Source organism: Pedobacter vanadiisoli, from assembly GCF_042684385.1.
Classification (GTDB): domain Bacteria; phylum Bacteroidota; class Bacteroidia; order Sphingobacteriales; family Sphingobacteriaceae; genus Pedobacter; species Pedobacter vanadiisoli.
This window is the reverse complement of record NZ_JBHULL010000044.1, coordinates 98,960-125,125: the sequence shown is the minus strand read 5'-3', so window position 1 is coordinate 125,125 and position 26,166 is coordinate 98,960. Positions and strand designations below refer to the sequence as shown.

20 protein-coding genes and 1 pseudogene are annotated in these 26,166 nt (G+C 42.1%); 9 read left to right on the top strand and 12 right to left on the bottom strand.

The annotated features are described in order from the left end of the window. Positions 1 to 61: 61 nt before the first annotated feature. From ACFSR6_RS21815 to ACFSR6_RS21795, 5 genes are all read right to left on the bottom strand, one after another. A complete protein-coding gene (locus ACFSR6_RS21815; protein WP_379082964.1) occupies positions 62 to 1,510 on the bottom strand; it encodes a glycan-binding surface protein in 1,449 nt (482 codons plus the stop codon). A 23-nt stretch (positions 1,511 to 1,533) separates the two neighbouring features. Beyond that, entirely contained in the window at positions 1,534 to 3,129 is a 1,596-nt protein-coding gene (locus ACFSR6_RS21810) for a RagB/SusD family nutrient uptake outer membrane protein (protein WP_379082962.1), read from the bottom strand. A gap of 30 nt (positions 3,130 to 3,159) precedes the next feature. Then, a complete protein-coding gene (locus tag ACFSR6_RS21805) occupies positions 3,160 to 6,348 on the bottom strand; it encodes a SusC/RagA family TonB-linked outer membrane protein (protein ID WP_379082960.1) in 3,189 nt (1,062 codons plus the stop codon). Between the two features lie 502 nt (positions 6,349 to 6,850). Then, a complete protein-coding gene (locus ACFSR6_RS21800) occupies positions 6,851 to 7,549 on the bottom strand; it encodes a DUF1826 domain-containing protein (protein ID WP_379082958.1) in 699 nt (232 codons plus the stop codon). 149 nt (positions 7,550 to 7,698) lie between these two features. Beyond that, positions 7,699 to 8,913, bottom strand: coding sequence for a serine hydrolase domain-containing protein (locus ACFSR6_RS21795; RefSeq protein WP_379082956.1), 1,215 nt, complete (start codon positions 8,911 to 8,913; stop codon positions 7,699 to 7,701). Between the two features lie 165 nt (positions 8,914 to 9,078). On the opposite strand from ACFSR6_RS21795, the gene ACFSR6_RS21790 reads away from it, so the two are divergent. Then, a complete protein-coding gene (locus ACFSR6_RS21790; RefSeq protein ID WP_379082954.1) occupies positions 9,079 to 9,657 on the top strand; it encodes a DUF4870 domain-containing protein in 579 nt (192 codons plus the stop codon). Between the two features lie 69 nt (positions 9,658 to 9,726). Here the strand turns inward: ACFSR6_RS21790 and ACFSR6_RS21785 are convergent, their stop codons facing one another. The 4 genes from ACFSR6_RS21785 to ACFSR6_RS21770 all read right to left on the bottom strand — a co-directional run bounded on the left by ACFSR6_RS21785 (position 9,727) and on the right by ACFSR6_RS21770 (position 13,086). Then, on the bottom strand, positions 9,727 to 10,812 hold the full coding sequence (locus ACFSR6_RS21785) for an alpha/beta hydrolase (protein ID WP_379082952.1): 1,086 nt from the start codon (positions 10,810 to 10,812) through the stop codon (positions 9,727 to 9,729). Then, positions 10,809 to 11,192, bottom strand: a complete 384-nt coding sequence (locus ACFSR6_RS21780; RefSeq protein ID WP_379082949.1) for a hypothetical protein — start codon at positions 11,190 to 11,192, stop codon at positions 10,809 to 10,811. The genes ACFSR6_RS21785 and ACFSR6_RS21780 overlap by 4 nt, the downstream gene beginning before the upstream one ends. 98 nt (positions 11,193 to 11,290) lie before the next feature. After that, positions 11,291 to 12,070 carry a LytR/AlgR family response regulator transcription factor gene (locus ACFSR6_RS21775; protein ID WP_379082947.1) on the bottom strand — a complete coding sequence of 260 codons (780 nt, stop codon included), beginning with the start codon at positions 12,068 to 12,070 and terminating at the stop codon, positions 11,291 to 11,293. Beyond that, on the bottom strand, positions 12,067 to 13,086 hold the full coding sequence (locus ACFSR6_RS21770) for a sensor histidine kinase (RefSeq protein ID WP_379082944.1): 1,020 nt from the start codon (positions 13,084 to 13,086) through the stop codon (positions 12,067 to 12,069). Before ACFSR6_RS21770 ends, ACFSR6_RS21775 begins: the two co-directional genes overlap by 4 nt. Before the next feature lie 285 nt (positions 13,087 to 13,371). Here ACFSR6_RS21770 and ACFSR6_RS21765 point away from each other — a divergent pair, with 285 nt between their 5' ends. The 3 genes and pseudogenes from ACFSR6_RS21765 to ACFSR6_RS21755 form a co-directional block, all read left to right on the top strand. Beyond that, positions 13,372 to 14,763 carry a L,D-transpeptidase scaffold domain-containing protein gene (locus ACFSR6_RS21765; protein ID WP_379082942.1) on the top strand — a complete coding sequence of 464 codons (1,392 nt, stop codon included), beginning with the start codon at positions 13,372 to 13,374 and terminating at the stop codon, positions 14,761 to 14,763. A gap of 10 nt (positions 14,764 to 14,773) precedes the next feature. Continuing rightward, positions 14,774 to 15,811 carry an alcohol dehydrogenase AdhP gene (gene adhP / locus ACFSR6_RS21760; protein ID WP_379082940.1) on the top strand — a complete coding sequence of 346 codons (1,038 nt, stop codon included), beginning with the start codon at positions 14,774 to 14,776 and terminating at the stop codon, positions 15,809 to 15,811. 10 nt (positions 15,812 to 15,821) lie between these two features. After that, positions 15,822 to 16,253: pseudogene (locus tag ACFSR6_RS21755) on the top strand (universal stress protein); the annotation flags it as partial. Between the two features lie 47 nt (positions 16,254 to 16,300). Here ACFSR6_RS21755 and ACFSR6_RS21750 read toward each other — a convergent pair. From ACFSR6_RS21750 to ACFSR6_RS21740, 3 genes are all read right to left on the bottom strand, one after another. Continuing rightward, a complete protein-coding gene (locus ACFSR6_RS21750) occupies positions 16,301 to 17,080 on the bottom strand; it encodes an LOG family protein (RefSeq protein WP_379082938.1) in 780 nt (259 codons plus the stop codon). A gap of 308 nt (positions 17,081 to 17,388) precedes the next feature. Continuing rightward, the gene (locus ACFSR6_RS21745) at positions 17,389 to 18,258 is read right to left on the bottom strand and encodes a universal stress protein (protein ID WP_379082935.1); all 870 of its coding nucleotides are present in this window, start codon (positions 18,256 to 18,258) and stop codon (positions 17,389 to 17,391) included. Positions 18,259 to 18,264: 6 nt separating this feature from the next. Next, positions 18,265 to 19,761, bottom strand: coding sequence for a L,D-transpeptidase family protein (locus tag ACFSR6_RS21740; RefSeq protein WP_379082933.1), 1,497 nt, complete (start codon positions 19,759 to 19,761; stop codon positions 18,265 to 18,267). A gap of 222 nt (positions 19,762 to 19,983) precedes the next feature. Here ACFSR6_RS21740 and ACFSR6_RS21735 point away from each other — a divergent pair, with 222 nt between their 5' ends. From ACFSR6_RS21735 to hemN, 5 genes are all read left to right on the top strand, one after another. Then, positions 19,984 to 21,765, top strand: a complete 1,782-nt coding sequence (locus ACFSR6_RS21735) for a hypothetical protein (RefSeq protein WP_379082931.1) — start codon at positions 19,984 to 19,986, stop codon at positions 21,763 to 21,765. A 35-nt stretch (positions 21,766 to 21,800) separates the two neighbouring features. Next, a complete protein-coding gene (locus ACFSR6_RS21730; protein ID WP_379083266.1) occupies positions 21,801 to 22,988 on the top strand; it encodes a PAS domain-containing sensor histidine kinase in 1,188 nt (395 codons plus the stop codon). 5 nt (positions 22,989 to 22,993) lie between these two features. Then, positions 22,994 to 24,022, top strand: a complete 1,029-nt coding sequence (locus tag ACFSR6_RS21725; RefSeq protein WP_379082929.1) for a response regulator — start codon at positions 22,994 to 22,996, stop codon at positions 24,020 to 24,022. Between the two features lie 376 nt (positions 24,023 to 24,398). Then, on the top strand, positions 24,399 to 24,824 hold the full coding sequence (locus tag ACFSR6_RS21720; protein WP_343523583.1) for a Rossmann-fold NAD(P)-binding domain-containing protein: 426 nt from the start codon (positions 24,399 to 24,401) through the stop codon (positions 24,822 to 24,824). Between the two features lies 1 nt (position 24,825). Further along, positions 24,826 to 26,166: an oxygen-independent coproporphyrinogen III oxidase gene (gene hemN / locus ACFSR6_RS21715; protein WP_379082927.1), complete on the top strand. Its 1,341-nt coding sequence runs from the start codon at positions 24,826 to 24,828 to the stop codon at positions 26,164 to 26,166.

The window sequence follows — 26,166 nt, the reverse complement described above, 5'->3', positions numbered from 1 at the left end:
ACCCGAAACTTCGGGGAAGTTCAAGGATGACAATTCATACTTATGATACAGCTTCATTAATTTATTTAATTCTTACCACCCTCAAATTATCGAAAGCGCCATAGAAGCTCCCTACAGCAGTTCCATAGTTGTGTATGTACAAGATGCATGAGGTATTTCCTGATGGCCCTGTTAAATCGGCGATTTTAGCGATGGAATCGCCTTTACCCTCACCAAGCGTTGGATCTGATTTACGGAATGATGTTAACGGAATGGTTACCGTTACCCAACCCTTAGTGGTATAAGGGGCGGTGGTAGTAGCTGTTTTTTGCCATGGCTCCCATCGAGCTATAAAGCCACCCACTCCCGTTACAATATTCACTGAAGTGCCATTCCAGGCTCGTGGGATATTGGTTTCGAATTTAAATGCCCAGTGACTAACCGAATCGGCAATATTCGCTGCCGGTACCCATTGTGCGCCGTTCATTGGTATATTGGTTGTCCATGGCATGCCATCACCCTGAGATAGCCCGCTAATATCCATGGCCATATAGGTACTTGAATTTCCAGCGAAATGTGAGTCTCCTTGAGTCACTTTTCCAGCGCCCCAATATTGCCAGTTGAAATTGCTGTCCCAATTTGAAATAGATCCTGTTTCTGTATCGTTTACATTGTATATTGTACTGGTTGAGCCAAACGGTGTGGTAAGTGATATCGTTCCGCTATGCGTAAGTGTAGGCAAAATAAACCCTACCCAACTTCCGTTAGCTGCTGATTTATAAGAAGTAATTGCGGTACCGGCATAGTTTAGCGTTTGGATATTTTTTAGGTAAGTACCATAAATATATACTGAATCGCCCGGGTTGGCATTTTCATTCGAAACACTGGCGATAATCGGTGTTGCCACTATTTTGAAATTCACGTCGCCGCTTTTAGTGCTTACCGATATGATGTCGTTGCTAGTTGTAGACGGCATAATAAAACCAATGGAAGTTCCGAGTGGATCCAATTTAAACGATTGAATAGTTGTGCCCCTATACGAAAAGCGCTTCACAAAAAAGAAGTCGGTACCAAAAACATATACTGAATCGCCCGGATTGGCAAACAGGTTAGATACGCCTGTAACTTTAGGCGCGGCAGGCCCCAGTTTAAACGAAAATGTAGTAGAACCACTTGTCGTTACATAATCTACCGTATAAAGTTTAGTGGTATCAAGTTTTGAATATTCCATAGCAGGTATCTGCACCACTGCACTGTTAGAGGCAAATAGCGCAGTATTAAAGGTGGCATCAACCCCGTTAAAGCTTATCCGGGTGGCATACCTCAGGTTTTCGCCGGTTATCACTACGTATTGGCCATTCGCCACGGCGCTCTTCAAAACCGTATCATTAGGCGAGGCTACGTAACTCCTGATATTGGTAATAACAGGGGCGCCCTTATCTCTTGCATCTTTTTTACAGGCCGGCAGTAAGGTCGCAACCATAAGGCAAAGCGCCAGCAAAGAAAAGATTTGGTATATTATCTTTTTCATAATATTTTATTTTTAATGTCTGATTAATAATATGGTACAGGTGGCTCTGCAAGTTTCGGCGAACTGGTCATTTCTGATGCCGGAATTGGCAACGTAAATGAGCTTATAGTGGCCGGAAGTGTAGATGGTAATGCTGTAGTATCCCTTGTCGCTATTTTCGTTACAGGATCATAAGTAAACCCAATCCGTCCATGTGTGGCGTCCTGATCGTTAAGCCATTTTACCGCATTGGTTGGATCATAATAAGAAAACCTCACAAGGTCTATCCAATATTGTCCTTCGTAAGCCAGTTCAACTCTACGTTCAATCCGCAGCATAGTTGGGTTTATTGAAGTTACCGGATCTACGCCTGCCCTTGTACGTACTTTATTAAAATACAATAGCGCATCAGCATCACTTGTGCTGGTATTATTACCCAAAATGGCTTCGGCATAAACCAGGTACACATCGGCCAGCCTCAGTAGCGAGTTGTGCTCTATAGATGACCATGATCCCATAGTTGGTGCATTGTTGTCTTTTTCGTTACCAATAATGTGTTTTTTCATGCCTGTACCAGTGGCCTTATAGCCACCAGCGGCTTGATTCAATTCAGGATAAAAATCTCCGTTGAGCATAATGGTCGCTTTTCGCCTTACCGTATCCTTAGGCGAATACATCCGGTATAAATCGTAAGTTGGTGCTAAAGATTGCCATCCACCGGTTTTTTGAGGAAGTACTTCGCCGGTTGGTGCATACCATGTTTGCAAATCGTTACCAGTAGCATAACCAACGCCCGCAGTCCATTGAAGCGCAAACAGTGATTCCGGACTATCGTTATTCTGTGCTTTAAACAAATCATAGTAGCTTGGAAACAAGGTCAATCCACTATTTTTACATACATTACCTGCATATTTTTTAGCACTGTCTAATAAAGATTGACTGCGCATACCACCATTTCTGCCTACACCTGCCATGGTTAAATATACTTTACCCAGCATGCCCTGTGCCGACCAGGTGGTTAGCCTGCCTTTTTGATCTGTTTTAGGCAGGTATTGCGCCGCATAAGTCAGGTCGTTGGTTGCAAATTTGTAAACATCCGACATGATATTGCGGTTAAGCAACGGGTTGTCTATCAATTTCCTGTTATCTTCAATAATAGGCACAGCACCGTAATAAATGGCCAAATAATAATAAGCCATGGCACGGATAAATTTTGCCTCGGCTATGGCTGCATTTTTATCTGCCTGCGGGATAGATGCATCTGCCTGCTCCTTTATGGCGTTAATAACCGTATTGCATTGCCCTATAACATTGTACAGGCTAATCCAGGCCTCCGAAACGTAGGTGTTCTGGGCAGTAATGGTACGCGTAAAAAGCTGAACCAGATCCTGGCTATATGCGAAACTACCGGTACCTGCCAGTACATCGCCAAACGGCATCATGCCACTCCTGTTCCACCTCGACCATTGTGCACCGGCATATAAGCTAGCAGTGGCAAGCCGTAAATCGGAAGTTGATTTATAAAAGTTATTAGAACTGATCTGCGAGTTAGACGGACGGTCTAAGAAACTCTTTTTACACCCGGCAATTGCTACTGCAAATAACAGGATGGTTATAATCGTTTTGTTAAATGATTTCATGAACCTATATTTAAATCGGTAATCGTTTTATTAATTTAAGGTTATATTAGCACCAAGGGTAAATACTCTTGGCTGAGCATAGTAACCGTTATCCCATCCTGCCGCAAGCGGATTCCATGAACCTATTTCAGGATCTATGCCTGAGTATTTCGTAATGATAAATGCATTGGTTACGGTGCCGTATACGCGAACTGAACGGATGTGTATTTTCGACAAAAGTTTTTCAGACAAGCGGTAACCCAAGGTGATGTTTTTACATTTTATGAATGAACCATCCTCAATAAACAAACTGTTCGGACGGTTATTACCGTTGGTATTATCGTTTCTCAAGCCTACAATAGTGGTGTTCGGATTGGTAACATACACATTATTAACATCTGTTGCAGAACCGTTTGGATCTACTAAACCCAACCTGGCATAATCCAATATGGATGAAAAATAGCTCGAATTGTTTCCTGGATCGGTTTGAGATACCTTTAACTGATTGAATATTTTGTTGCCATAGTTTCCGCTGAAGAAAACATTCAGGTCAAAATTTTTGTAGGTAAATGTATTATTGAAACCAAACTGGAATTTTGGCAATGGAGAACCCAGAAAAGTTTTGTCTTTACTGTCTATAATACCGTCGCCGTTCAAATCTTTAAACATACGGTCGCCGTACCAGATTCCTCCGCCCGCTGCAGATACCGGATAAGGATTACCGGTTGAATTAACTGGCCTGGCATGTGTTTGTAAATCGTACGGAGTTGCAAAAATCCCATCAAACAGATAGCCATAAAACTGACCTATAGGCTGACCTACCACTGTTGTCTGAATGATATCGTTATTAAATGATGTGCTTAAGTTAGCCTGGTCGCCACCAGAACCTAAGTAGATGATTTTGTTGATATTTCTGGAGATGGTAAAATTAGTTTTCCAATTGAATTTTTCAGTACTGATATTGGTAGAACTGATCTGGAAATCGAATCCCTTATTACTTACCTTACCAACATTCACATAAGGTGCCGCCATACTTCCAGGCGAATAACCTGCCGCCGTTCCGCTATATAAAGGAAGAGGTACCTTTAATAAAAGTCCGTCAGTTTGGCGGTTATAAACATCCAGTACAAAACTTAAGCGGCCATTAAAAAATGAAGCGTCGATTCCTGCACTGTAATAATCTGTTTTTTCCCAGGTTACATTCGGGTTAGCCAAATTGCTCTGGAATTGTGCTGTACCCGACAGGCCATTAGGCACTGAAGTAAGCTGAGTAATAAAAGTATTTCCCTGTATACCCTGGTTGTTGGTCAATCCATATCCTAACCTCAGTTTCAGGTCATTAATACTTTCAACATCTTTCAAAAATTTCTCACTTTTAATTTTCCAGGCAAATCCACCCGAATAGGTAGTTACCCACCGGTTGTAAGCAGGAAAATTAGAGGAACCATCTCTACGTATATTACCCGTTAACAGGTATTTATCATCCCATGAAAGGTTGATACGGCCGAAATATGATTCCTGTGCACTACCACCTTTAGGGTTTGATAATGAATTATCGCCTCCGTTAGTGGCCGTTGTTGGATCGCCGGCATTAATGGCCTGTACATTGTTTGAAGGGAAATTGATACGGCCGGCGCTAACATTATGAAATGTGCTTTCCTGCGATTCATGCCCCGCCAAGGCATCCAACCTCATTTTCCCGAAAGCATGCCCGTAATTCAGAAAATTACGTATTACAGTATAAAAATTCTGGCCGGCTGATGTAGAACCACTATTCTGACTTGGCGTACCTTTACCAAAAGTGTAACTCGGAGAGAAATAATCTTCTGTGGTAAAATCAAAATTACCCGATAGTTCATTTCTTAATGATAATCCTTTAGCTATTTGTATTTCGGCATACACGTTTCCAAAAATCTGATTTCGCTTTCTCAGGTTTTTAATAATGGTGGCCAATGCAACCGGATTTGCCGACGGCTGTACCCAGCCACTGTTGTTGGTAACCGCGCCCCATGAGCCATCAGAGTTGGTTACCGGTATATCCGGTGTATTGTTCAGCGCGGTGAGAATTACACTGCTGCCCGTTGCCGCTACGTTTTCATCAACATGGGCCAATTGAAGGCTGGTTCCTATTTTTAACCAGTTTGTTGTTTTATTATCCAAATTCAACCTTACCGAATACCTTTGAAAATCAGATCCAAGGGCTATACCTTCCTGATCGAAATAAGAGGTTGACAGTAAATATTGTGTTCTTGTATCGCCTCCTTTTAATGTAATGGTATGATTCTGCATTGGAGCTCTACGGAACAATTCCTTTTGCCAGTCGGTACCTTTACCTAAATATTGCGGGTTGGCAAATTCCGGTCTTACGTCGAAACCCCAAACTGCAGCCCTGGCATTAATAAATGTTGCAAGTTGTTGCAGGTCTATTGTAGGTAATCGTCCAGGTATTTCCTGGTAACCTCCATAAACGTCATAACTGATGCTTGGCGCCCCTACTTTACCTCTTTTCGTGGTAATTACCACTACACCATTGGTTGCCTGCGAACCGTAAATAGCAGTAGCCGACGCATCTTTTAATACATCTATTGATTCGATTTCGGCAGGGTTGATGGCATTTAAAGGATTGGACCCATTACCAGGATCGTTTACCGGCGGGATAATCACACCATCAATAACGAATAATGGTGAATTGGACCCGCTTATTGATGATACCCCCCTAATCTGGATAGAAACACCACCGCCGGGCTGGCCCGATACCTGTTGCACCACTACCCCGGCAACTTTACCTTGCAGGGCCTGATCGAAAGTAGTTGGCTGTGTTTGGCGCAATTCATCACCTGATATTGAACCTATTGAACCTGTGGCATCTTTTCTTGCAATTTTTGCATAACCGATAACAACCACATCATCCAAATTAGTACGTTCGCCCTTTAAAACGACATTGATGATGTTCGCATCGCCCACTGTGATCTCCTGTGGCTTAAATCCAACAACCCTGAAGATAAGCACATCACCTTTTTTTGCCAGTATAGAAAACAGTCCCTGTTCGTTTGTAGCTGTCGATTTATTCCTTCCTTTTAACAGCACAGTTGCTCCTGATAAAGGGGAAGAATCTTCGTTGGCCGCTACCTTTCCGGTAATTAACCGGTCCTGGGCAAATCCTCTTAAATGTAGGAGCATTAAGAAAATTACCAGTAGCGTAAAAGCCGGCAATTTTCTGATAAAAATTGTTTGGTTCATCTTTGTTTAAATTTGGTTTATATTCGGTCTTTTCCGCTGATCCAATCTTCCTTTAGCTCAAAACTTTTTTCACTGGAATGGCCAAGTTTGATTGGCAGATTGAAATTGGGAAAGTCAAATATAGGCATCCAGCTAGCCCAGGGGATGCTTCAAATGATAAAGAGAAGAGAACTTATGTTAACATGCCCTACTAAAATCTGATCACCCAAAAAGATGATTCCCTTTCATTTTTCATTAATCAGGATAAATTGAAGCCCATACCAGGTACCGGTAAAAGAGAGATAAAATCCATAGTTCTCATCTGCTCCATTACAGGTATGGATAAACAGAATTCAACAAATAAGGAGGTGGTTCTATAAACAGGATTTAAGTTCACAATGCTTCGTCAGAAAACGTCGCAGATCCGGCCATTCAGAATAAGCATCGAAAATTATTTGGATATTGGCCACAAAACAAGATTGACAAATTTAGGTTCAGATCACAACACTGGCATCCCAACCTTTTAGCAAATCAGCAACAGTCTATACTCCCCATCTTTTTCGATGGGTGCCCGGTGTACGCAAGGCAAACACTGTTTTCCGGGATGATCTACAGCAAGTCTCCATAAATGGCCTACCCCCAGATTTATCGGTGTGGCACTTGGTTTAGCCTGGTAATGCAAATCAAAATAATTTTCCGTTAAAAAGCTTTCAAATTCCTCTTCGCTGCCGTTGTGCAATTCTTTAAGCTTTTGCCTGATCTCCGGCACCCTCACCTTTTGTTCAGCCTGATCATTAGCCAGGATTTCACTGGCTGCACCATAATAGGTACATAAAAAAGTATCGGTACCAATGGGCGAGCGGTCTACGTGAAAAGAATATACATCTGTTGAAATAAAACCGAATTCTTCATCCCGTTCGTAACTTTTAATTAAATTGAGAGAAGGCGATGCCCCGGCATCTGATAACAGCTGAAAATCGCTTAAGATGGTTGCCCTTGCCCTACTGCCCTTTTCGGATAACCTGAGCGCCCGGAGATCTTCGACAGAAACTTCTGTCAGGTCTGCTTTCAGTTCAAGTTTTGATACAATTTCCTCAAAATCTCCCAACAGGTCTCTTTGCCAGCAAACCGCATTCATATCTTCCTTAAAAGCTGTATCTAAAAGATGAGAAAAAGTAGAAACTACCTCAACCTGCCTGTTATCCGAAAATCCATTATCCATTTCTTAATCAACCATTAGCTGGTACTACCGGCAAAAATAAAGAATAACTAAATGAATTACGTGACAATATTGTGTAGCGGCTGTTTTCAGCAAGGCAAGCCTAAATTTTCTACTTCCGCCATAATGTTTACTGTATGTATAACCCGGAATTAATAAGGCTGATACCCGTTCCATTTCCAGGGAATACAGGTTTTCCCTAACAGCTTCTCTATTACCGGCTGGAAGATCTTTTCTCCATTTTCGCTATTGGTCGTCAAAATAATCGAAATGCCTTTGTCTTGAAAATTGATGTTGTAATTCCGCCAGGAGCCACCGTTTCCTTCTTTAAAAAAGGCCTTGCCATACGGCTGACAATTAATTAATCCCCAGCCTAAACCATAAGATAGTTGAATAGCATCATTTTCGGTGGTGGTTTCGAAGGTAATTGGCGGAAACTGGGTGATTGAATGAATGGCAATCTGTGGCGATAACATCGTATCGTAACTTTTTTTACTCAGTCCTTTACGCTGCATTACCTGTTGTATAAATTTAGCATAATCAGCTATCGTGGTCACCAGGCTTCCACCTGCTACTGCCTCCTTTCGCTTTCTCTTTACATCAATGCTGCCATCATTCAGGTGGCCAACTGCCACATTATCATCCCCAAACGATTCATACCAGATATAGCCGGTCCGGTTCATATTTAAGGGTTCAAATATTTTCTCCTTTGCCAGCTGATGAATTTTCATATTTGTTATCTCTTCTACAACCATTTGCAGTAACCGAAAGCCCTCTCCCGAATAAGCGTACTTACTTCCGGGTGTAAAATAAATTTTCATTACCCCTACAGAATCCTCGGCATTGGTAATCGGGTTAAAATACCTCACATTGGGCAAGCCGGTTGTGTGGCTCAGGCACATTCTTGCGGTTATTTGTTTCCAGCGATCATCGTCTTTTAAATCGGCAAAATACTTATAGCTGGCAATCGGCTGTTTCAGATAGCGGTAAAGTGGTGTATCCAATTCCAGTACCTGCTCATCTACCAGCTTCATGATCAGGTAACCAAACACAGCTTTACTAAAAGAGGCACCATACACAATAGTTGCCGTATCTGCCAGTGCATTTATGGGCTTATTCCTAAAACCGTACGATTGCACGTAAGCAATCTTGTTGTGGTTTAATATGGCCACATTAACGCCCTGTACCTTGGCAGCTTTCATTGCGCTTTTGATAAATGTATCAATCTGGGCCGTTGTTATTTTGCTTCCATCTAACCTGCTAATGTGTTTGGTTTGCCCATAGCCATACATGCCCATGAGCATAAGGCTTAGCAAAATAAATACCCTTAATGGGCTGAATGTTTTTTTAGATGCAGAGATTTTCATATCGCGTAGTTTTGGATATAAATATCAGGCGAACTTCTAAAGGTTACAACGACATCTGCACGACATCTAACAGACAAATGGTTCTACGGCCAGACTTTTCAGCTTCTCTCCCCATTTTTCAATAAAACATCCGTTATTGCCTTGTAAATACCGTATATTTATTTCATGAAGCCTGTCATTTCAAGTCACTTAGCAAAATACCGCAAACTAAAAGGAATGACACAGGATGAATTGGCTGAACTTTCAGGGCTTACTTCCCGAACCATTCAGCGGATTGAGAGCGGCCAGGTAATGCCCCAAACGCATACACTCAAATTACTGGCTCAATGCTTAAACATTGAACCCGAAAAAATTGTGAGCATCCCTGATACTGATATGGTAACAACCGACAAGCCACAACAGGCACCTAACGGAATTTTGGCCGCTATGCACATTTTACCGCTTATCGGTATTTTTATTCCCCTGGCAAATGTGCTTACATCGGCAGCTTTCTGGCTTTTAAAGAAAGACCAGGAAGAGATTTTTGATCGGCAGGGCCGTATTATTTTAAACTTTCAAATCACCATCTCAATAGTGGCAGGCCTGGCTATCATTATCATGGTGCTTTATTTTCCAATAGGCTTCCCTTTACTGATGAGCTGCTACCTAATGGCCATATTATTGGCCGCATACAATATGGTCCGTGTATTGAAAAGAAAGAATATTTATTACCCCTTAAGTGTCAGGTTTTTGAAAATTAAGTAGTACTACTTTGCCGTTATTGTTTCTGACGCCCTGAGTTTAGCATTTCCGGCAAATCGCCTGCTTTTTTAATCAATTACAATAAGAAATTCGCGGATTGGTACTGTCTCCGCATTGAAACTGGTATTTGCCTTGCGGATATTTCGGTACGGGGTTATCTGTAACCTCAAGCGGAGCCATCGATTCCCCCTTATAAGAAGGCATCGTAATTTGCGCAGCAGAACCGTTACCCAAAGCAACATTTTTGGCATTGCTGTTTCCATTAAAGCTGTAATCCATCATAGCATCCAAAAGGCGGTATACACCGTAATAGTCCAACGCATCAAAAGCTTTGCGCGAACTTGGCATCGCATGGTTGGTTACATAATTGTATCCGTTAACGGTAGATGATCTGAAGTAAATAAAATCTTTTTCAGCATTAGAAATATTGATGTTTTTAAAGATATCAATGGCCAACCGGTGATCGTTCACATCGTCTTCATCATAAACCTGGGTAATCATTTTGGTATTGGCCGGGAAACTCTGCAATTGCTGTTGGGTGCTTAATGGGCTGTTCCAGTTAAAAGAATACCAGGGAGCCATCGTGAAAAGAAAACGCCCGTTCTGCCCCCAGCCTTTTTCTGTAAATGCCTTATAGGCAAGGTCGATACTTGCTCCACCACCAAAAGAATGCCCCATAAAACCTACTTTCTGAGTATCGATAATGTTTGGATAATCTGTTGCAGCTTTTATAAATCCCTCCCATAAAGTTTGGTAGCGGTGATCGATACTGACATCAATCGTGCGGTAAGGAACAAATACCACTACAAAGCCTTTCCTTGCAATAAAATTATACAACCCTATATTGTAATCTTTATCCTCCCCGCCAAACGGGTGCGAAAAGAATATGGTTGGCTTTGGAGAAGTAATCCCCTTAGGGTAGAAAATGGAGACCTGTGTTCCGCTATATTGTGGATTACTGAAGTCAATTTCTGCCACTTCGTAACTTCCGTCTGCACCATACCCTGATGCAGGCTTTTGAATGGGGCCCTGAAGACTGTTGTTTATGGTTGATGGCGGAGAAGCGATTTCATCAGTATCATACTTACTTTCAGAGCATGCCGAAGTGGTCATAAACATAATCATTACCACTCCCCAAGGGTACAATAGTTTTCTCATTTTCTTTTCTCTTTAATATTTTGAATCATCTGGCCTTTAATTTCCTGGTATTTTTTGTATTGTCCTGCATCCAGAATTTGGCTTAAAGCCTTAGATTTTTCTTTCTGCAAAGCTGCCAGTTTTTTGAATTTAGCAAGTTTACTTTCATTACTTTGCAGAATGGGATCATTCTTTACGGCATACTGAAGGTTAAGGGCAGAAACCTGCTCAACCTGTGTGGCATTTAATGTTAATTGGCTTGTCATCCACTCCGTCAGCATCCTGGCACGCTGTTCAGGAGTACTGTCCTTTAATTTATTTACCTGTGCCCTTACCTGGGTAAAAGTTAAACATAAAAATACAGCGACAAAAAGTGGCCATTGTTTTGATTTTAAAAGCATCCTGTGAAATTTTAATTTAATGAAACAAATGTAATAAGACCGATTATTTCCTTTAAGATAAAAAAGGGTGAACCTGCTAAATTCAGGGGTGAAATTCATTACCGATCCAGCCACTTTCTAAAATGCATCGCTTTTGCTTTACTAACCAGTACCTGCTCTTGGGCTGCCGGCTGAATGTTGACAAGCAACCTGCCATTAAAAAAATACTCTACGGCTTGTACCGCATTTTTATTGATCACAAATTGACGGTTAGCCCTGAAAAATAAAGCAGGGTCCAATTCTTGCTCCAGTTGTTCCAATGTAAATTCTACTACATATTGCTTTCCATCAGCGGTGTGTGCATACACAATCTCGTGTTCGGTATGGAACCAGTTAATTTTAACCGCTTCTACCGGGATCAGCCTGCCACAATAATGAATAAGAAAGGATTTTTTATATGGCTTCGTGTTATAGTGGAACTCCTGCAGCAGAGGTGCTGTTTTAGCTTGTTCACTTTTAATACCAGCTGCAATAAGAGTATTGTATTTATGTAAAGTCCGCTGTATTTCTTCCCGGTCAAAAGGTTTTAAAACATAATCAATGCCATTGTTACGAAAGGCCTCAATAGCATAGTCATGATATGCCGTAACAAAAATAACAGGTTTTATAATGCTTACCTGTTTGAAGATTTCAAACGATACCCCATCAGAAAGCCTTATGTCTGAAAATATCAGATCGTAAGCATTGTTCGTCGAGGTAAACCAATCTATTGCTTCGGTTATGCTTTGCAGGGTTGCAATAACCTTAATACCAGGACTGATTTCCTGCAGGATATACTCCAGATTTCTTGCCGTTGCCGCTTCATCCTCAATAATTACCAGATGCAAATTTCTTTTCATATTAATGGCAGCTTTACGGTGAAATATGCTGTGGTCTGCTGGATCTCGATTTCCTTATGGAGTTGCAGTTTATAGCGTTCGTTCAGGTTGGCAAGGCCAATCCCGGTCCCTTCAGCTTCACGGGTAGCAGGTTGCAGGTTGTTTCGGATAATAAGCCATTTATCTTCTTCATAAATCTCTACCGTTAAAGGTTCTGAGCGTGTAGCCCTGTTATGTTTAACTGCATTTTCGACCAGGGGTTGTAACGATAAATGAAGTACCTGCCAGCTCATCAGGTCCTGGCTGATATTAATATGGACCAGAACCGTATGCTCCAGCCGCATTTTCAACAGCTGAACGTAAGACTTCAAATGTTCAAGCTCTTTCTCAAGCGTTACCAGGCTGTTACCCGAACCAACCAGCGTATACCGGAATATTTTGGAAAGATGGAGAATATAGTTTTGAGCCAGGCTTGGATTTTCTCTCACTATAGCCGAAAGGCTGCTCAACGTATTAAAAAGAAAATGTGGGTTTAACTGCTCCTGAAGCAGTTGCAGCTGCGCCTTAAGATAAGCCGAATTAAGCTGTTCGTTAATGAGGTCTTTATTTCGGCTTTCGCGTATCAGCAGAACGAGGCGGATTACCACAGCAATCATGACACTGCTGAGTAAAAACCGGGCAAAATAGCCCCTTATTCTTCCGCCCGGAAGCTGGAGCGTTCCAAAAAGCATAGAATGGATTATGCTTCCCAACACCATGGCTGCCACAACCACCAGGGCATTTAATCCGTAAAGTTTCCAGTATTGTTTGCTTGCCCGTAATACACTCAGATACCTACCCTCAGAAAGATTGAGGTACAGCAATAAAAGGCAGAACACCATATTATACAAAAACTGGAAACCATATTCACCTATATTAAACTGCCAGTAACGGGCAATAATCCCATCGCTGTTAAGGGCCATCAGTTTTGCAGAATTCACTACCAGTGTAATCAGAAAGGCACTGTAAAAGTATAGCTTTCTCTCATTCTTGTTCATTGGTACAAAGAAAGCGAAATATTAAACCCAATGCTAAACTAATATGGCTGAAACGGCAAAAATAGCTGCTGAATTGACTCAGCTGGAAGTTTTAATTAAGATACACTTAGAAAAGCAGCAATGGTCTTTAATTTCCTAGAAAGAGATCGAGAAACGCAGTTTTACAGGTGTAGATAGAGACTGCAATACCTGAAGGTTTATGTAATCAATCACAGTTAAAGCTTACCGGCATCACAATTTAAGCCATTCATAACCAATAAGTTTGATATAGCAAATAATTGGATCATGAAAACAATTGTCAATTTAGCCACCCTGCTTTTTACCCTTACGATTCTCCGTTGTAATGATAAGGCAGTAAGCAGGGAAATTGAAACTCAGCTTGAGCGTTTAACAGAACTAAATTATCCAATGTCTGTCAAACGTTTCTATAAGAACAATGATTTCCAATCCATTTGGGTACAATCAGTTGAAAAGCCAACTAAAACCTGGTCTTCCATGTTACTTCTTGACTGTGTACTTCAGTATGGATTATCGCATGAAGACTATCATCCGGAAAAGCTATTATACCCTAAGTTAAGGGAAATTTTAAAAGACCAGCGAAACGGAACGGCAGAAGAAAGGGCAACATTCGAAATTTATTTAACTGATGCCTTGCTAACGTTGATCAATGATCTGCATTTTGGGAAAGCCAATCCTCTACTGCCACGAAGAGTAATTGACGAAGGAAACATCTCTGGCTTTAGTGCTGAAGCGGTACTTAAAAATGCGCTGGGAGCAAAAGATTTTTTAGTTGCCATTTCAGATGTACAACCCAAATCGCAAACTTATACAGACTTGCAGAAATACATGTTCTTAATCAGGGGGCAATATCTGGATGACTGCTACACCGTACCCGAAGAAGAAGTCAGAAAGGTAGCCATTAACATGGAAAGGGCAAAATGGAATACTGTTTCTGCAAGGGCTTATGTGGAGGTGAATATTCCATCCTATACACTGACCTATCATTTGCCTGATACTTCCCTCACCTTTAAAGTTGCGGTTGGCACATCGGAAAAACCAACTCCGGAACTCATGAGCGCAATATCCTACATCGGTACCGCACCAGACTGGAAAGTTCCCAATAACATATTTATAAACGACATATTGCCTAAAGCATTGAAAGATATCGGCTACCTGGAACAGAAGCATTATACGATTTATGACAACAAAGGATATTTTATAAACGCGACTCCTGCATTGCTCATCAGCATCCAAAAAAATCCGACAGGCTTCGTGGCCAGGCAATCTTCAGAATGCGAACTTTCACTTGGAACAATGGCTTTCCACTTTCCAAATGAAAATGGCATTTACCTGCATGATGGCCCGCAAAAAGAGATTTTTTTGAAAAACGAACGGGCTTTGACCAATGGATGCATAAGCGTCGAAAATGCCAGCAGGCTTGCTTCACTAATGTTGAAATATGACGGACAGGAAGGACAGATCAATGAGCTTTTGCAGGCAACTGATAATTACCAAACCAAGAATTTCATATTGAAAAAACCCCTCCCCCTGCTGATCGGTTACCAGACCTGTGCGATTAAGGATGGTCTGTTGGTAAGGTATTCTGACCCTTACAATAAGGATAAGGAGCTTGAAAACAATTTATACAGGCATGATATCATGCTTTCAAAAAAATAATCCTAAAACAATGATCCCAAAAACAATGAAGGCTGCCGTACTCCATGAATTCGGCAAGCCACTCAGTATTGAGCAGGTTAAAGTAAAGATGCCTGCCGAAAACCAGGTCTTGGTCAAAGTGGTTTCAAGTGGTGTTTGCCATACCGATTTACACGCCTGTATGGGCGATTGGCCGGTTAAGCCGAAATTACCGCTTATCCCCGGGCACGAAGCTGTTGGCTATGTTGTAGCCCTTGGCAAAGGTGTTGAACATATTAAAGAAGGTGATGTGGTTGGTGCCCCCTGGCTTTTTAGTGCCTGTGGATGCTGCGAATATTGTATTACGGGTTGGGAAACGCTGTGTGAAAGCCAAAAAAATGGTGGCTATAGTGTTGATGGAGGTTATGCCGAATATGTAGTTGCAGATGCCAGGTATGTTGCCAGGTTTCCGCAGGGAATAGATTTTCTTGAAATGGCGCCAATTACCTGTGCCGGAGTAACGGTTTACAAGGGATTAAAAGAAACCGAAGCTAAGCCTGGCGAGTGGGTGGCCATTTCCGGAATTGGCGGACTTGGCCATCTTGCGGTACAGTATGCAAAAGCAATGGGACTCCATGTTGCCGCTATTGATGTATCTGACGATAAGCTTGCCCTTGCCAAAAAACATGGTGCAGACCTTACCGTGAACGCGATGGATAATGATCCTGGTCTTTTCCTGAAGAAACATACTGGTGGGATGCATGGAGTTTTGGTAACAGCCGTTTCACCCATCGCATTCAATCAGGCATTAACCGCATTAAGGAGAAAAGGAACAGTTTCTCTAAATGGCCTTCCGTCTGGTAGCTTTAACCTTCCAATTTTCGAAACCGTGTTAAACAGGTTTACGATAAGAGGTTCTATTGTAGGCACAAGGAAAGATATGCAGGAAGCCATCGGATTTGCGGTTGAAGGAAAAGTGAAGGCTACCGTACATGCAGCGCAACTGGAAGATATTAATCAGGTGTTTGATCAGATGCGGAATGGAGAAATTGAGGGCAGAATAGTACTCAAGATTTCCAATCCATTATAGTAACCAAGTCATGAAAACCATATTAGTAGCAACCGACTTCTCGGTACCCGCAGAAAATGCGGCACACTTTGCTATTGGGATTGCAAAAGAAATCAGCGCTAATGTGCTGCTTTGTAACACCTATAAAGTTCCCGATAATGCGCCCATGGCTGTGCAGGTTGCCTGGCCATTAGTTAGCGAAGAAGAAATCGAATAAGAAAGTGATCATAAGCTTATCCAGTTAATCGAAAAATTAAACCATAAAGACTGCGATGGCAATAGTTTTGGTCCGCAAGTTACTTTCAAAAGTGAAAAGGGAGAAGTTTGCCAGGTAATACAGGAATTGGCGCACCAAAAAGATGTTGGGCTGGTGGTAATGGGAATGGCGGGCGCCGGGCAATTAATACAATGGGCACTTGGAAGTAATAGCAAGAGGATGATCGATGTGGCAGAATTTCCGGTTCTCTACGTACCGAGCGTGGCTACGTTTAAAGGAATCAGGAAAAACACCTATTCTCCCAAAATACGTATTCTCCTAAATGTTTGCCTCCGTTTCTCAGCATGTTTTGCCAAGGCTACTTTCCGGATATGTTCCAATGTTTCCTCCACCGAATCAGTGAACAGGATGAGCTTGAGATCTTCGCCTCCAATCATTTCAGCCGTTAGCATCGAGTTAAACAAGGGCTGAAGTGGGCTCCAAAACTCCTTTCCGAAGAGAATGATGGGGAAATCGATAATTTTTTTGGTCTGGATCAGCGTAAGCGCCTCAAAGAACTCGTCAAGGGTGCCAATCCCTCCCGGCATAATAATAAACGCATCTGAATATTTGAACATCAGTACCTTTCTTACAAAAAAATATTTACAGATGAACCATTTATCAAGATAGGGATTGGGCTGCTGTTCTTTAGGCAACCTGATGTTACAACCTACTGATTGTCCGAAATTTTCCTTTGCTCCCCGGTTAGCAGCTTCCATAATACCTGGGCCGCCTCCGGTTATGGTGGTAAAACCCTGGCGTGCCAAACCAGCGCCAATTTTTCTGGCACTTTCGTAGTACGGAGAACCTTCGGCAACGCGGGCTGATCCGAATACGGCTACGCACGGACCAAGAAAGTGAAGCACCCTAAAGCCCGAAATAAACTCTATCCATATCTTTATAGTAAACATAAGTTCCTTAATGCGCGACCTCGGCCCTTCAAGGAATATCTTTTCACTATCTTTTTGCTTTGCCGGAATTCTTGTTTCGGGCAGAATTGCCTGCGCAGGGCCTGTAGCCTCTATCTTATCCATGTTTAGGGGTTAATTGTAATGTTGCCGATCTATCCTGAAGGGCATCTGGAAGCGCTTCAGGCTTACGTTTTCCTGTGTAAATCCTTTTAACCAGTGTGCAGGCCCGTCTTAGTTCCTGAGAAAAATGTGTTTTCAAGCTTACCATGATACGTTGGCTAAAGATTGGCTGGAAAAATAAGCATCGGCAACCTCTGTTGTACGTCTAAATGTAGCTTAATAGCTATTTCCAATGCAATATTTGCTGCATTGTTGGCTGTTTTTGAAAAGTCGGTAAGTATGATCAGTTTTTTCATTTGATTATTTATTTACTATCCTATAGGTGTCTTATCCTCAGGCATCACCAATAAAGGGAGATGGATAGACTTTGCCAGTTTCTGTGTATGGCTCCCATCCAATATTCTCGAGAAAATACTGGGATGGCGATGAATCATGGAAAGGATATCAACCTGGCCATTTTCGGTCAGCCATTTTAGTCCCTTGCCAATATCAGTCTCGCTGATGTGCCGGTAGTAGATCTTATTGTAATTGATATTACAGGTAACCCTGTTAAGAAATTGATTTGACGGGGTTCTGGGATCATGAAAATCAGAAAGCTGGTCATCAACATGCACCAATAAGATCTCAGGATTATAAAGAGAGAAGAGTCTTGCCAGATCATGGATTGAATTCAGGTCGTTTTCTGAAAGGTCTGTGGCAAAAGCGATCTTCTCTATTGGCCGGTACCTGGCTTTAGCAGGAACCAACAGGATCGGTACGGTTGTTTTTTCGATCATTGCCCGGCTTGTACTGCCAAGGAAAAAACGATTGATTCTTCCCTTATCTTCCATCCCCATTACAACGAGATCGGGTTTCTGATCTAAAATGGCCTGCCCAATCACCAGGTTTGTACTGCCTATGGCCGTACTGAAACCGATATTGCGCAGATAGGGATACTGGAACGACGGATTTCTCCTGATGTTTGTAACGTATTTTTCCATATCATTATCTGCTTCCGCTTTGAGGTCGGTAAAATCTTCAGAAGGCCAAACCATAAAACCTGGCATGGCAACAAATTCGGGGGTTTCTATCCCGTGGAAGAGATGGATATCTGCATGTATCGTTTTTGCCATCTCTAGTGCATATACCACCGCATTATCCGAATGCGATGAATAATCTATTGGTACAAGAATTTTTTTCATAGCTGTTTATTTAGTTGATGCCTTTGTGATTTGATTTTGTTGCCCATACATTTTATCTTCCAAAACCTTATCCTGTAAATAGATATCGGCATGTTTAACCAAAAGTTCATCTTCAACAGTGATGGTGAGGTAGGTTATGATAATGGGAAGGGGCGTTTTAAGTATAAATTTTTGCTTGCTGTAACTGCGTAAAGCTTTTTTTAACAGGGAAATACGGTCACCCTGCTGATCGTTCTTAATTAATGATATGGCCAGCTGTTCAGCATCAGAAATCCTTACACACCCATGGCTGAATGCCCTTTTCTCACGGTTAAAATACTGCTGTTCGGGGCTATCATGTAAATATATATCATATCTATTCCTGAACCTGAAAACCACTTTTCCTAAGGCATTGTCACAACCAGAGGTTTGCCTCGCATGGTACTTCAGCGGGTTTTGCCTGATCAGCAACAGGCTTTGGTTGGTTATCGGAATAAAATTTTCCTGCAGATCATAAACCGCCATATGGTTGTTTTCAAAATAGGTAATATCCTTCAGCGCACGCGGCAGCAATTCTTTTATGAAAATATTTTGTGGAATCACCCAATCAGCACCAGTTTCCAAAAATCCGATCGTACTTTCCAGTGTAGGCGTTGGAGTTGAGGGCTTGCCAACAACCACTTTATATTCGGATGTTTTAAATGGGGTATAATAGGTTAGCCGAAAGGATGGAATGTTAATGTGCAGGTAACTGTTAGTTTCAACCGTCAGCCAGCGCAGGCGTTCCATATTTATAGCAATCAATCTGATGTCCTCTTCGGGTGTTTCATAAGAATCGCAGGTATATTGTCCGGCAATAAGTTTCATATAGCCTTGTAGCTGTACGTACTGGTTAATTTTAGGCTGCACGGTTAATACCGCCTGCATGAGATCGCCGCTAGCTGTGGCCGAATGAAGAAAAATTTCGGCACGTAGCTCATCCCTTAACCCATTATCTATAGCTGTCCTGGTTAACCTTGGATTGTATGCTCCAAAGTGGAGGTTGTTGATGATGCTAACCATCGCATCAGTAAGCATAAGTTCGAATTCGATCTTTTGCCCGGCTGACAGCTGCATTTCAGCGCCGAACACACTATGCATTTTTTCATAGGTTAATATTTCAGGATGGTAATCGCGTGGCTGCAGGCCATATTGCTTAACGCAATCCAGCAAGAGCATCGCCATTACAGTTGGTCCAGAATTCTCTTCACTCCGGAGCCAGTTTGTTTGCAGGTTTCCATAATCGTAAAAACGCTTTACGGTTTTAGGGAAATTCAAGCGTTTTTGCATTTCCGGGTCACTAAGCTGTTTGTCAAGTTCGGTCCTCAAAGAATCTTTACCTTGTACATATAACTGCCCCGCAGCATTAGCGCTAACCGCAAAAAGAAAAGCCAGTTGCAACAGGATAATTATAAACCCGATAGCCAGTATGGTTTTATTAAAATATCTTTCTGGTGTCGATTGTGCCCGGTTATGAGGTTTCATGTTATTCAGTTTTAACAATGTAAAGCTCGCATTACACCGGCCCGGAAATACTGATGCCGGTCAGATCTAAAAATGATATCCCGCATCTTATAAATCCCCCATAAGCACCTTATTTTAAATCATTTATTAAAAAATGTGATCAGGATCATTTTTTCAGGTGATGCTGGCATTAATTATAACCCTGGCATCAGGATATTTTTGGATGATATAATTATCGAATGCATGGCACATAAATTTCACATCCCCGTTCTTGGTCTTGGTTTTTCAATAGATACTCCTTTAAAAGTTGCCAAATATGGCATCTCATCCGTAGTTTCCATCGTAGATGATGAACTGATTGAACGCATGAGGGCATATCACACCCAAAAACGTAATATGATCTACATACCCATTCCTAAAAACAGCCACGACAGCAGGGCCAGAAGAATTAACTGTTACCTTAATTTTTTAGACTTAACCATAAAAGACGACTTTGAGCAATTAAAACAGCTTCCCTTTGAAGCGGGCAATGATCTTTGCAGGTACTTCGAGCTGCTACCAGATGATTCACAACTAAAGCAGGGATATGAGCTCATGCTGGAATATCCGGATGGAGCAAGAAAAGAAATTTTCCAAAGAATCTTGCGGGAGCGGATGGAACTTGGCAAAATTGATGTCAATATCATGGCTAAAGTCGACAGGATCAAATACGAAAAAAAGAATGGTGTTACCGTTGATGAGGATAGTGATGCATTGGCTGCTTTAAGGGGCTTTGCCAAAAGCAGGTTAACCTCATCAGTGGTGCTTTCTGCCGGAATGAACCCAAGGCTATACAGTTACCTGGAACATTTCGAAGATTTTTTCCCCGGCGAGAACAATCTCCCGAAGAAAAGGATCATCCTCAAGGTGAGCGATTTCAGGTCGGCATTTATCCAGGCAAAATTTTTGGCAAAAAAAGGGCTATGGGTAGCCGAGTTCAGGATAGAAAGCGGTCTAAACTGCGGGGGGCACGCCTTTGCTACCAGCGGACACCTGATGGGCCCTATACTTGAAGAGTTTAAGCAGATGAAAATCCAAATGAAAGAAGAACTTTTTGTATTATACACCAAAGGACTTCAAAAAAAGGGCATCAACAGGGTTCCATTGATGGAGCAGCGCATTAGTGTTCAGGGGGGAATAGGTACAGCGGCAGAAAACGAGTTTCTGCTGGAACATTACCAGCTGGACTCAACCGGGTGGGGAAGCCCGTTTTTACTGGTACCGGAAGTGACCAATGTTGACGACGATACGCTTGGTGAGCTGGCTAACGCCGGCGAAGATTCATTTTTCCTGAGCAACTCCTCGCCATTGGGAGTATTGTTCAACAATTTCAAGAACAGCAGTATAGAAACCGAACGTAAAATGAGAATAGAACAAGGACGTCCGGGCAGCCCCTGTAAAAAAAAATACCTGTGCGCCAATACAGAGTTTACCGAGACTCCGATCTGCACTGCATCCAGGGCATATCAACAGTTAAAAATAGAACACCTAAAAAAGGAAAAACTTCCGGTTGCTGAATTCGAGAAGCAGCTGCTCAAGGTAACCGAGAAGATTTGTCTCTGCGAGGGGTTATGTAGTTCAGTATACCAAAAAGTTGGCATTCTTAAACCAAAGGAAAGCAAGGCGGTAGCAATCTGTCCCGGACCAAACCTTGCCTACTTTTCGGGCATCTATTCCATGGATGAGATGATCGGCCACATTTACGGCAGGACCAACCTTTTAGAAAAAGTTAAGCGGCCCAACTTTTTTATCAAAGAGCTTGAGCTGTACGTAAATTACCTGGCAACTGAAATCAATCTGCTAATGGAAGAATATACAGAAAAGAAAAGAAACCAGCTCATCAAATTCAAGGAAGAAATTTTCCAAGGAATCGATTATTACAAATTTCTCTTCGAGGAATTTACCCGGAAGCCACAGCGTTTTGGAAGCAGGTTCTACCAAACCTTGTTAGGTGCCGAGTCTAGGTTGAGGCAGTTATCCATCTGATATTTTTAACCTATATTTGGATGGGATACTCAACAATGGAAAGAGAAAAATTACTGGCTGCCATTATCGAAAACGCAATCGATGGCATCATTACGATTGATGATCGCGGCCTGATCGAAAATATCAACCCTGCAGCACTTGAACTGTTTGGTTACCCGAGCAGAGACGTACTTCTGGGCAAGAATGTTTCCGTACTCATGCCAGAACCCGACAGGTCGCATCATGATGGCTACCTCGCAAACTATGAGCGTACCGGCAGGCAAAAGATTATTGGAATTGGGCGGGAAGTAAACGGACAACGTAAGGATGGCAGTATTTTTCCGTTCAGGTTGGGCGTAAGCGAGATCAGGTTCAGCGATCGGAGAATATATACCGGATTTATCCACGACATGAGCAGGCAAAAAGAAGATGAGATCAAGATCAGGAGTTATACTGAAGAACTGGAAGAGAAGATCAAAGAACGTACACGGGAGTTGCTCAAGTCAATAAATGAGCTCGAATCAGCTAAAGAGCACATGAGCGCCTTGTTCCAAAAAGAAAGGGAACTGAACCAGTTAAAGACCAGGTTCGTTTCAATGGCTTCACATGAGTTTAGGACGCCCTTAAGTGCTATTCAGCTATCGGCATCACTGATCAGTAAATATGTCGAAAAACACGATATCGAAAGCGTTGAAAAACATACTTCAAAGATCAAGAATGCGATAAACAACCTAACCACTATACTCAACGATTTCCTTTCGCTCGAAAAATTGGAAGCGGGCAAAGTTATGGCTACACCACAATGGTTTGATATTTTCACATTTGCCGAAGAGATTGCTGAAGAAATGCAACTGATGACCAAACAAAAGCAGACCATTGTATATGAGCACCAGGGCACTACCGGAAAGGTATTTCTGGACCAGAACCTTTTGAAAAATTGCATCATCAACCTGATTTCAAATGCAATAAAATACTCGGGGGAAGATACCATGATCCAATTTAAAAGTATAGTCAGCGAACATGAACTTATGTTAGAAGTGAAAGATAATGGTATTGGTATCCCTTCTACTGAAATGAAAAGCCTGTTTGAGCCGTTTTTCAGGGCACATAATACAGGCGATATCCCCGGTACAGGTCTGGGGCTCAATATTGTAAAACGCTATGTAGGCTTGATGGATGGTACCTGTACCTGCGATAGCGAGCAGAATGTTGGTACTACTTTCAAACTTAACTTTAAATTTTGAATGATATGAAGAAAGCTTTGATCATTGAAGACAGCGACGATATCAGGGAAGGTATTGTAGAAATGCTGGACCTGGCAGGTTATGAAACATGCTCTGCAAAGAATGGCAAGGTAGGTGTTGAGCTGGCCATGAAGCAGCTCCCTGATATTATCTTATGCGATATTATGATGCCCGAACTGGATGGCTATAGCGTGTTGTACCTGCTGCAGAAAAACGCCCTTACCGCAACCATCCCTTTTATATTTATGACGGCAAAGGCAGAACGCGCAGATATGCGCAAAGGGATGGAAATGGGTGCCGACGATTATCTTACCAAGCCCTTTGATGATGTTGAACTATTCAATGCGATAGAAAGCAGGCTAAAAAAACGTTCAAAACCAACAGGTTTCAGAACTACAGGTGGAGATAGCGTATCGCTTCTCGAATCAATGAGGGCCAAAGGAAAAACCAGGTCGTTTGCAGGCAAACAGATTATTTATGTTGAACTGGATGAACCTGCACACCTCTATTTCGTTAAAAAAGGCCAGGTAAAAACCTATAAAAGGGCGAAAGATGGGCGTGAACTCTCCTCTACCCTATATAAGGAAGGAGATTTTTTTGGCTACGAGAGCCTTTGCCGGGCAGCACCATATTCAGATAATGCAGCCACACTATGCGACAGTGAACTGATTTTGATTGCAAAATCCGATTTCATGGATGATCTCCTCAACCATCAGGAAATAGCCAATACATTTTTAGGAATGCTTTCGGGAAGCGTTCAGGACAAAGAAGAACAAATGCTCAGGCTGGCATATTTCTCTGTCCGTAAACGCGTAGCAGATGCCCTGGTAAGGGTGGCAGGCAAATTTGGCGAACCTGACTCAGATAGCTGTACAATAAAGATTTCACGCGACGATCTGGCCGCCCTGGTAGGTACAGCCAGCGAAACCGTTAGCCGTATGCTGGCCGACTTTAAAGACGAAAAACTGATCGAAAAGAATGGGAATGCCATCCAAATCCTTTCGATAGAAAAGCTTAAGAATGTAAAACAATAATTTTTTTACCCTACATCATCAATCGGTATAACCGAAGCATATTCTTCCACCGGTCTCCCACTGCATAATTACATTTAGTCTCTCATCATAATGATGCAGGTTACCATAAGTTCCCGTAATATATCATCCGGCAGGTCAATCAGGTGGCCGTAAAGGCCATTAACCTTGTATTATCAGCAGTACCGTGATATCTTTTTTAATCAGCTCCAAAGTTTCAGATTTTCAATCCACATTACGCTGATTGCCCTCACTTTTCAACAAGATTGTACCTGGCCTACCTAAAGCCTCAACTTCTGACGAATATCATTTTTTCGCCTAATCAAGATCACGATTGGGTACATCGCATGCTATAGTTTTGCCTGAAGAAAAATTATATATGAAAGCTATTGTCTATAACATCGATACCAGGGAGAAAGAATGCCTTATCCTGGCCAATTATAAAAAACACGACATTACCGTAATTGCAAACCAGCTGACACCAGATACGCTGAATTTTGTAGCCGGTAAAGAAGCCCTGATCGTTTTCAACGGAGACCCGGTGGATGCCAGGATCATCGAAGGGCTAAAATCCCTTGGGGTAAAATATATTGCCACCTCCACGTTTAGTTACGATAATATCGATTTAAATGCTGCAAAATCTGCAGGAATAAAAATAGCCAACATTCCATTCAAAGATGGCGGCACTTTGGAAAATATGCACCAGGTGATTTCCAATCTCGACAATTGGGCAGCGGGAAAATGCGTGGGCAATGCCTGTTGTTGCCAAAAGGATTGTACCATCAAAATAAAAGAATCAAAATGATATGGATACATCAGCCTTGCTTAAAAAATACAATATAGCTGCACCACGTTATACCAGCTATCCAACGGTTCCTTATTGGGAAACTGAATCTTTTAACGTAGATAAATGGAAACTTTCTTTGATAGAGGCCTACAATAAATACCGAAATCAGGGGGTAAGCCTTTATATCCACCTGCCGTTTTGCGAAAGCCTTTGTACCTACTGCGGCTGTAATACCCGCATTACAAAAAACCATGGGGTTGAGCGCCCATACATCGAAGCCCTTTTGAAAGAATGGCGTATGTATTGCGATCTGCTCGGGGAAACGCCAAAAATAAAAGAATTACATCTGGGTGGAGGTACGCCAACTTTTTTTAGCCCGGAAAATCTCTACAGACTGATGAATTCAATTTCTACAGCATTAGGTAATGAGGCCAGCTGTTCGTTTGAGGCGCACCCAGACAATACAACGTTCGAACACCTGGCAGTTCTATACCGTTTGGGCTTTAAACGGATGAGCCTGGGCATACAGGATTTTGATCCGAAAGTACAAATGATGATCAACCGTTTCCAAACTCCCGAACAGGTATTCAGGATCATGACCGAGGCCAGGGAGATCGGTTACAACTCCATCAACTTTGATCTTATTTACGGGCTTCCGGGACAAACTCCGGGTGGCTTAACCCAAACATTGAATGAAGTACTCATCATGCGGCCCGAACGCATTGCATTTTACGGCTATGCTCACGTTCCTTGGACGAAGCCAGGACAACGGCATTATGCTGAAAAAGACATCCCGCAGGGAGAAGAAAAGTTTGCACTTTACCAACAAGGCAGGGAAATATTGCTAAATGCCGGCTACCAGGAAATTGGCATGGACCATTTTGCTTTAAAGAAAGACAGCCTTTTCAAAGCGAGTGAAAGTTACCGGCTCCACCGTAATTTTATGGGCTACACAGACAAACGCACCGAAGTACTGATTGGCTTAGGTGTTTCAGCAATCAGCGACTGTAAAACAGCCTTTGCCCAGAACAGCAAAACGGTAGAAGAATACCTTGAAAAAGTGAATAATGGAGAACTCCCAACTTTTAGGGGGCATATTTCGAGTGACAGAGACCTGTATGTACGCGAACATATCCTAAACCTGATGTGCAAAGGCGTTACACGCTTTACCTCTGCTATACCAGGGTTAATTTATAAACGATTAGCCGCTATGCTTGAAGATCATTTGGTTGAAATTGATGGTTTACAATTACAGATTACCAAAGATGGCAGAGCCTTTTTAAGAAATGTGTGCATGGCTTTTGATGAACGTTTATGGCAAAAAGAGCCAAGCACAACTTTATTCAGTCAATCCGTATAA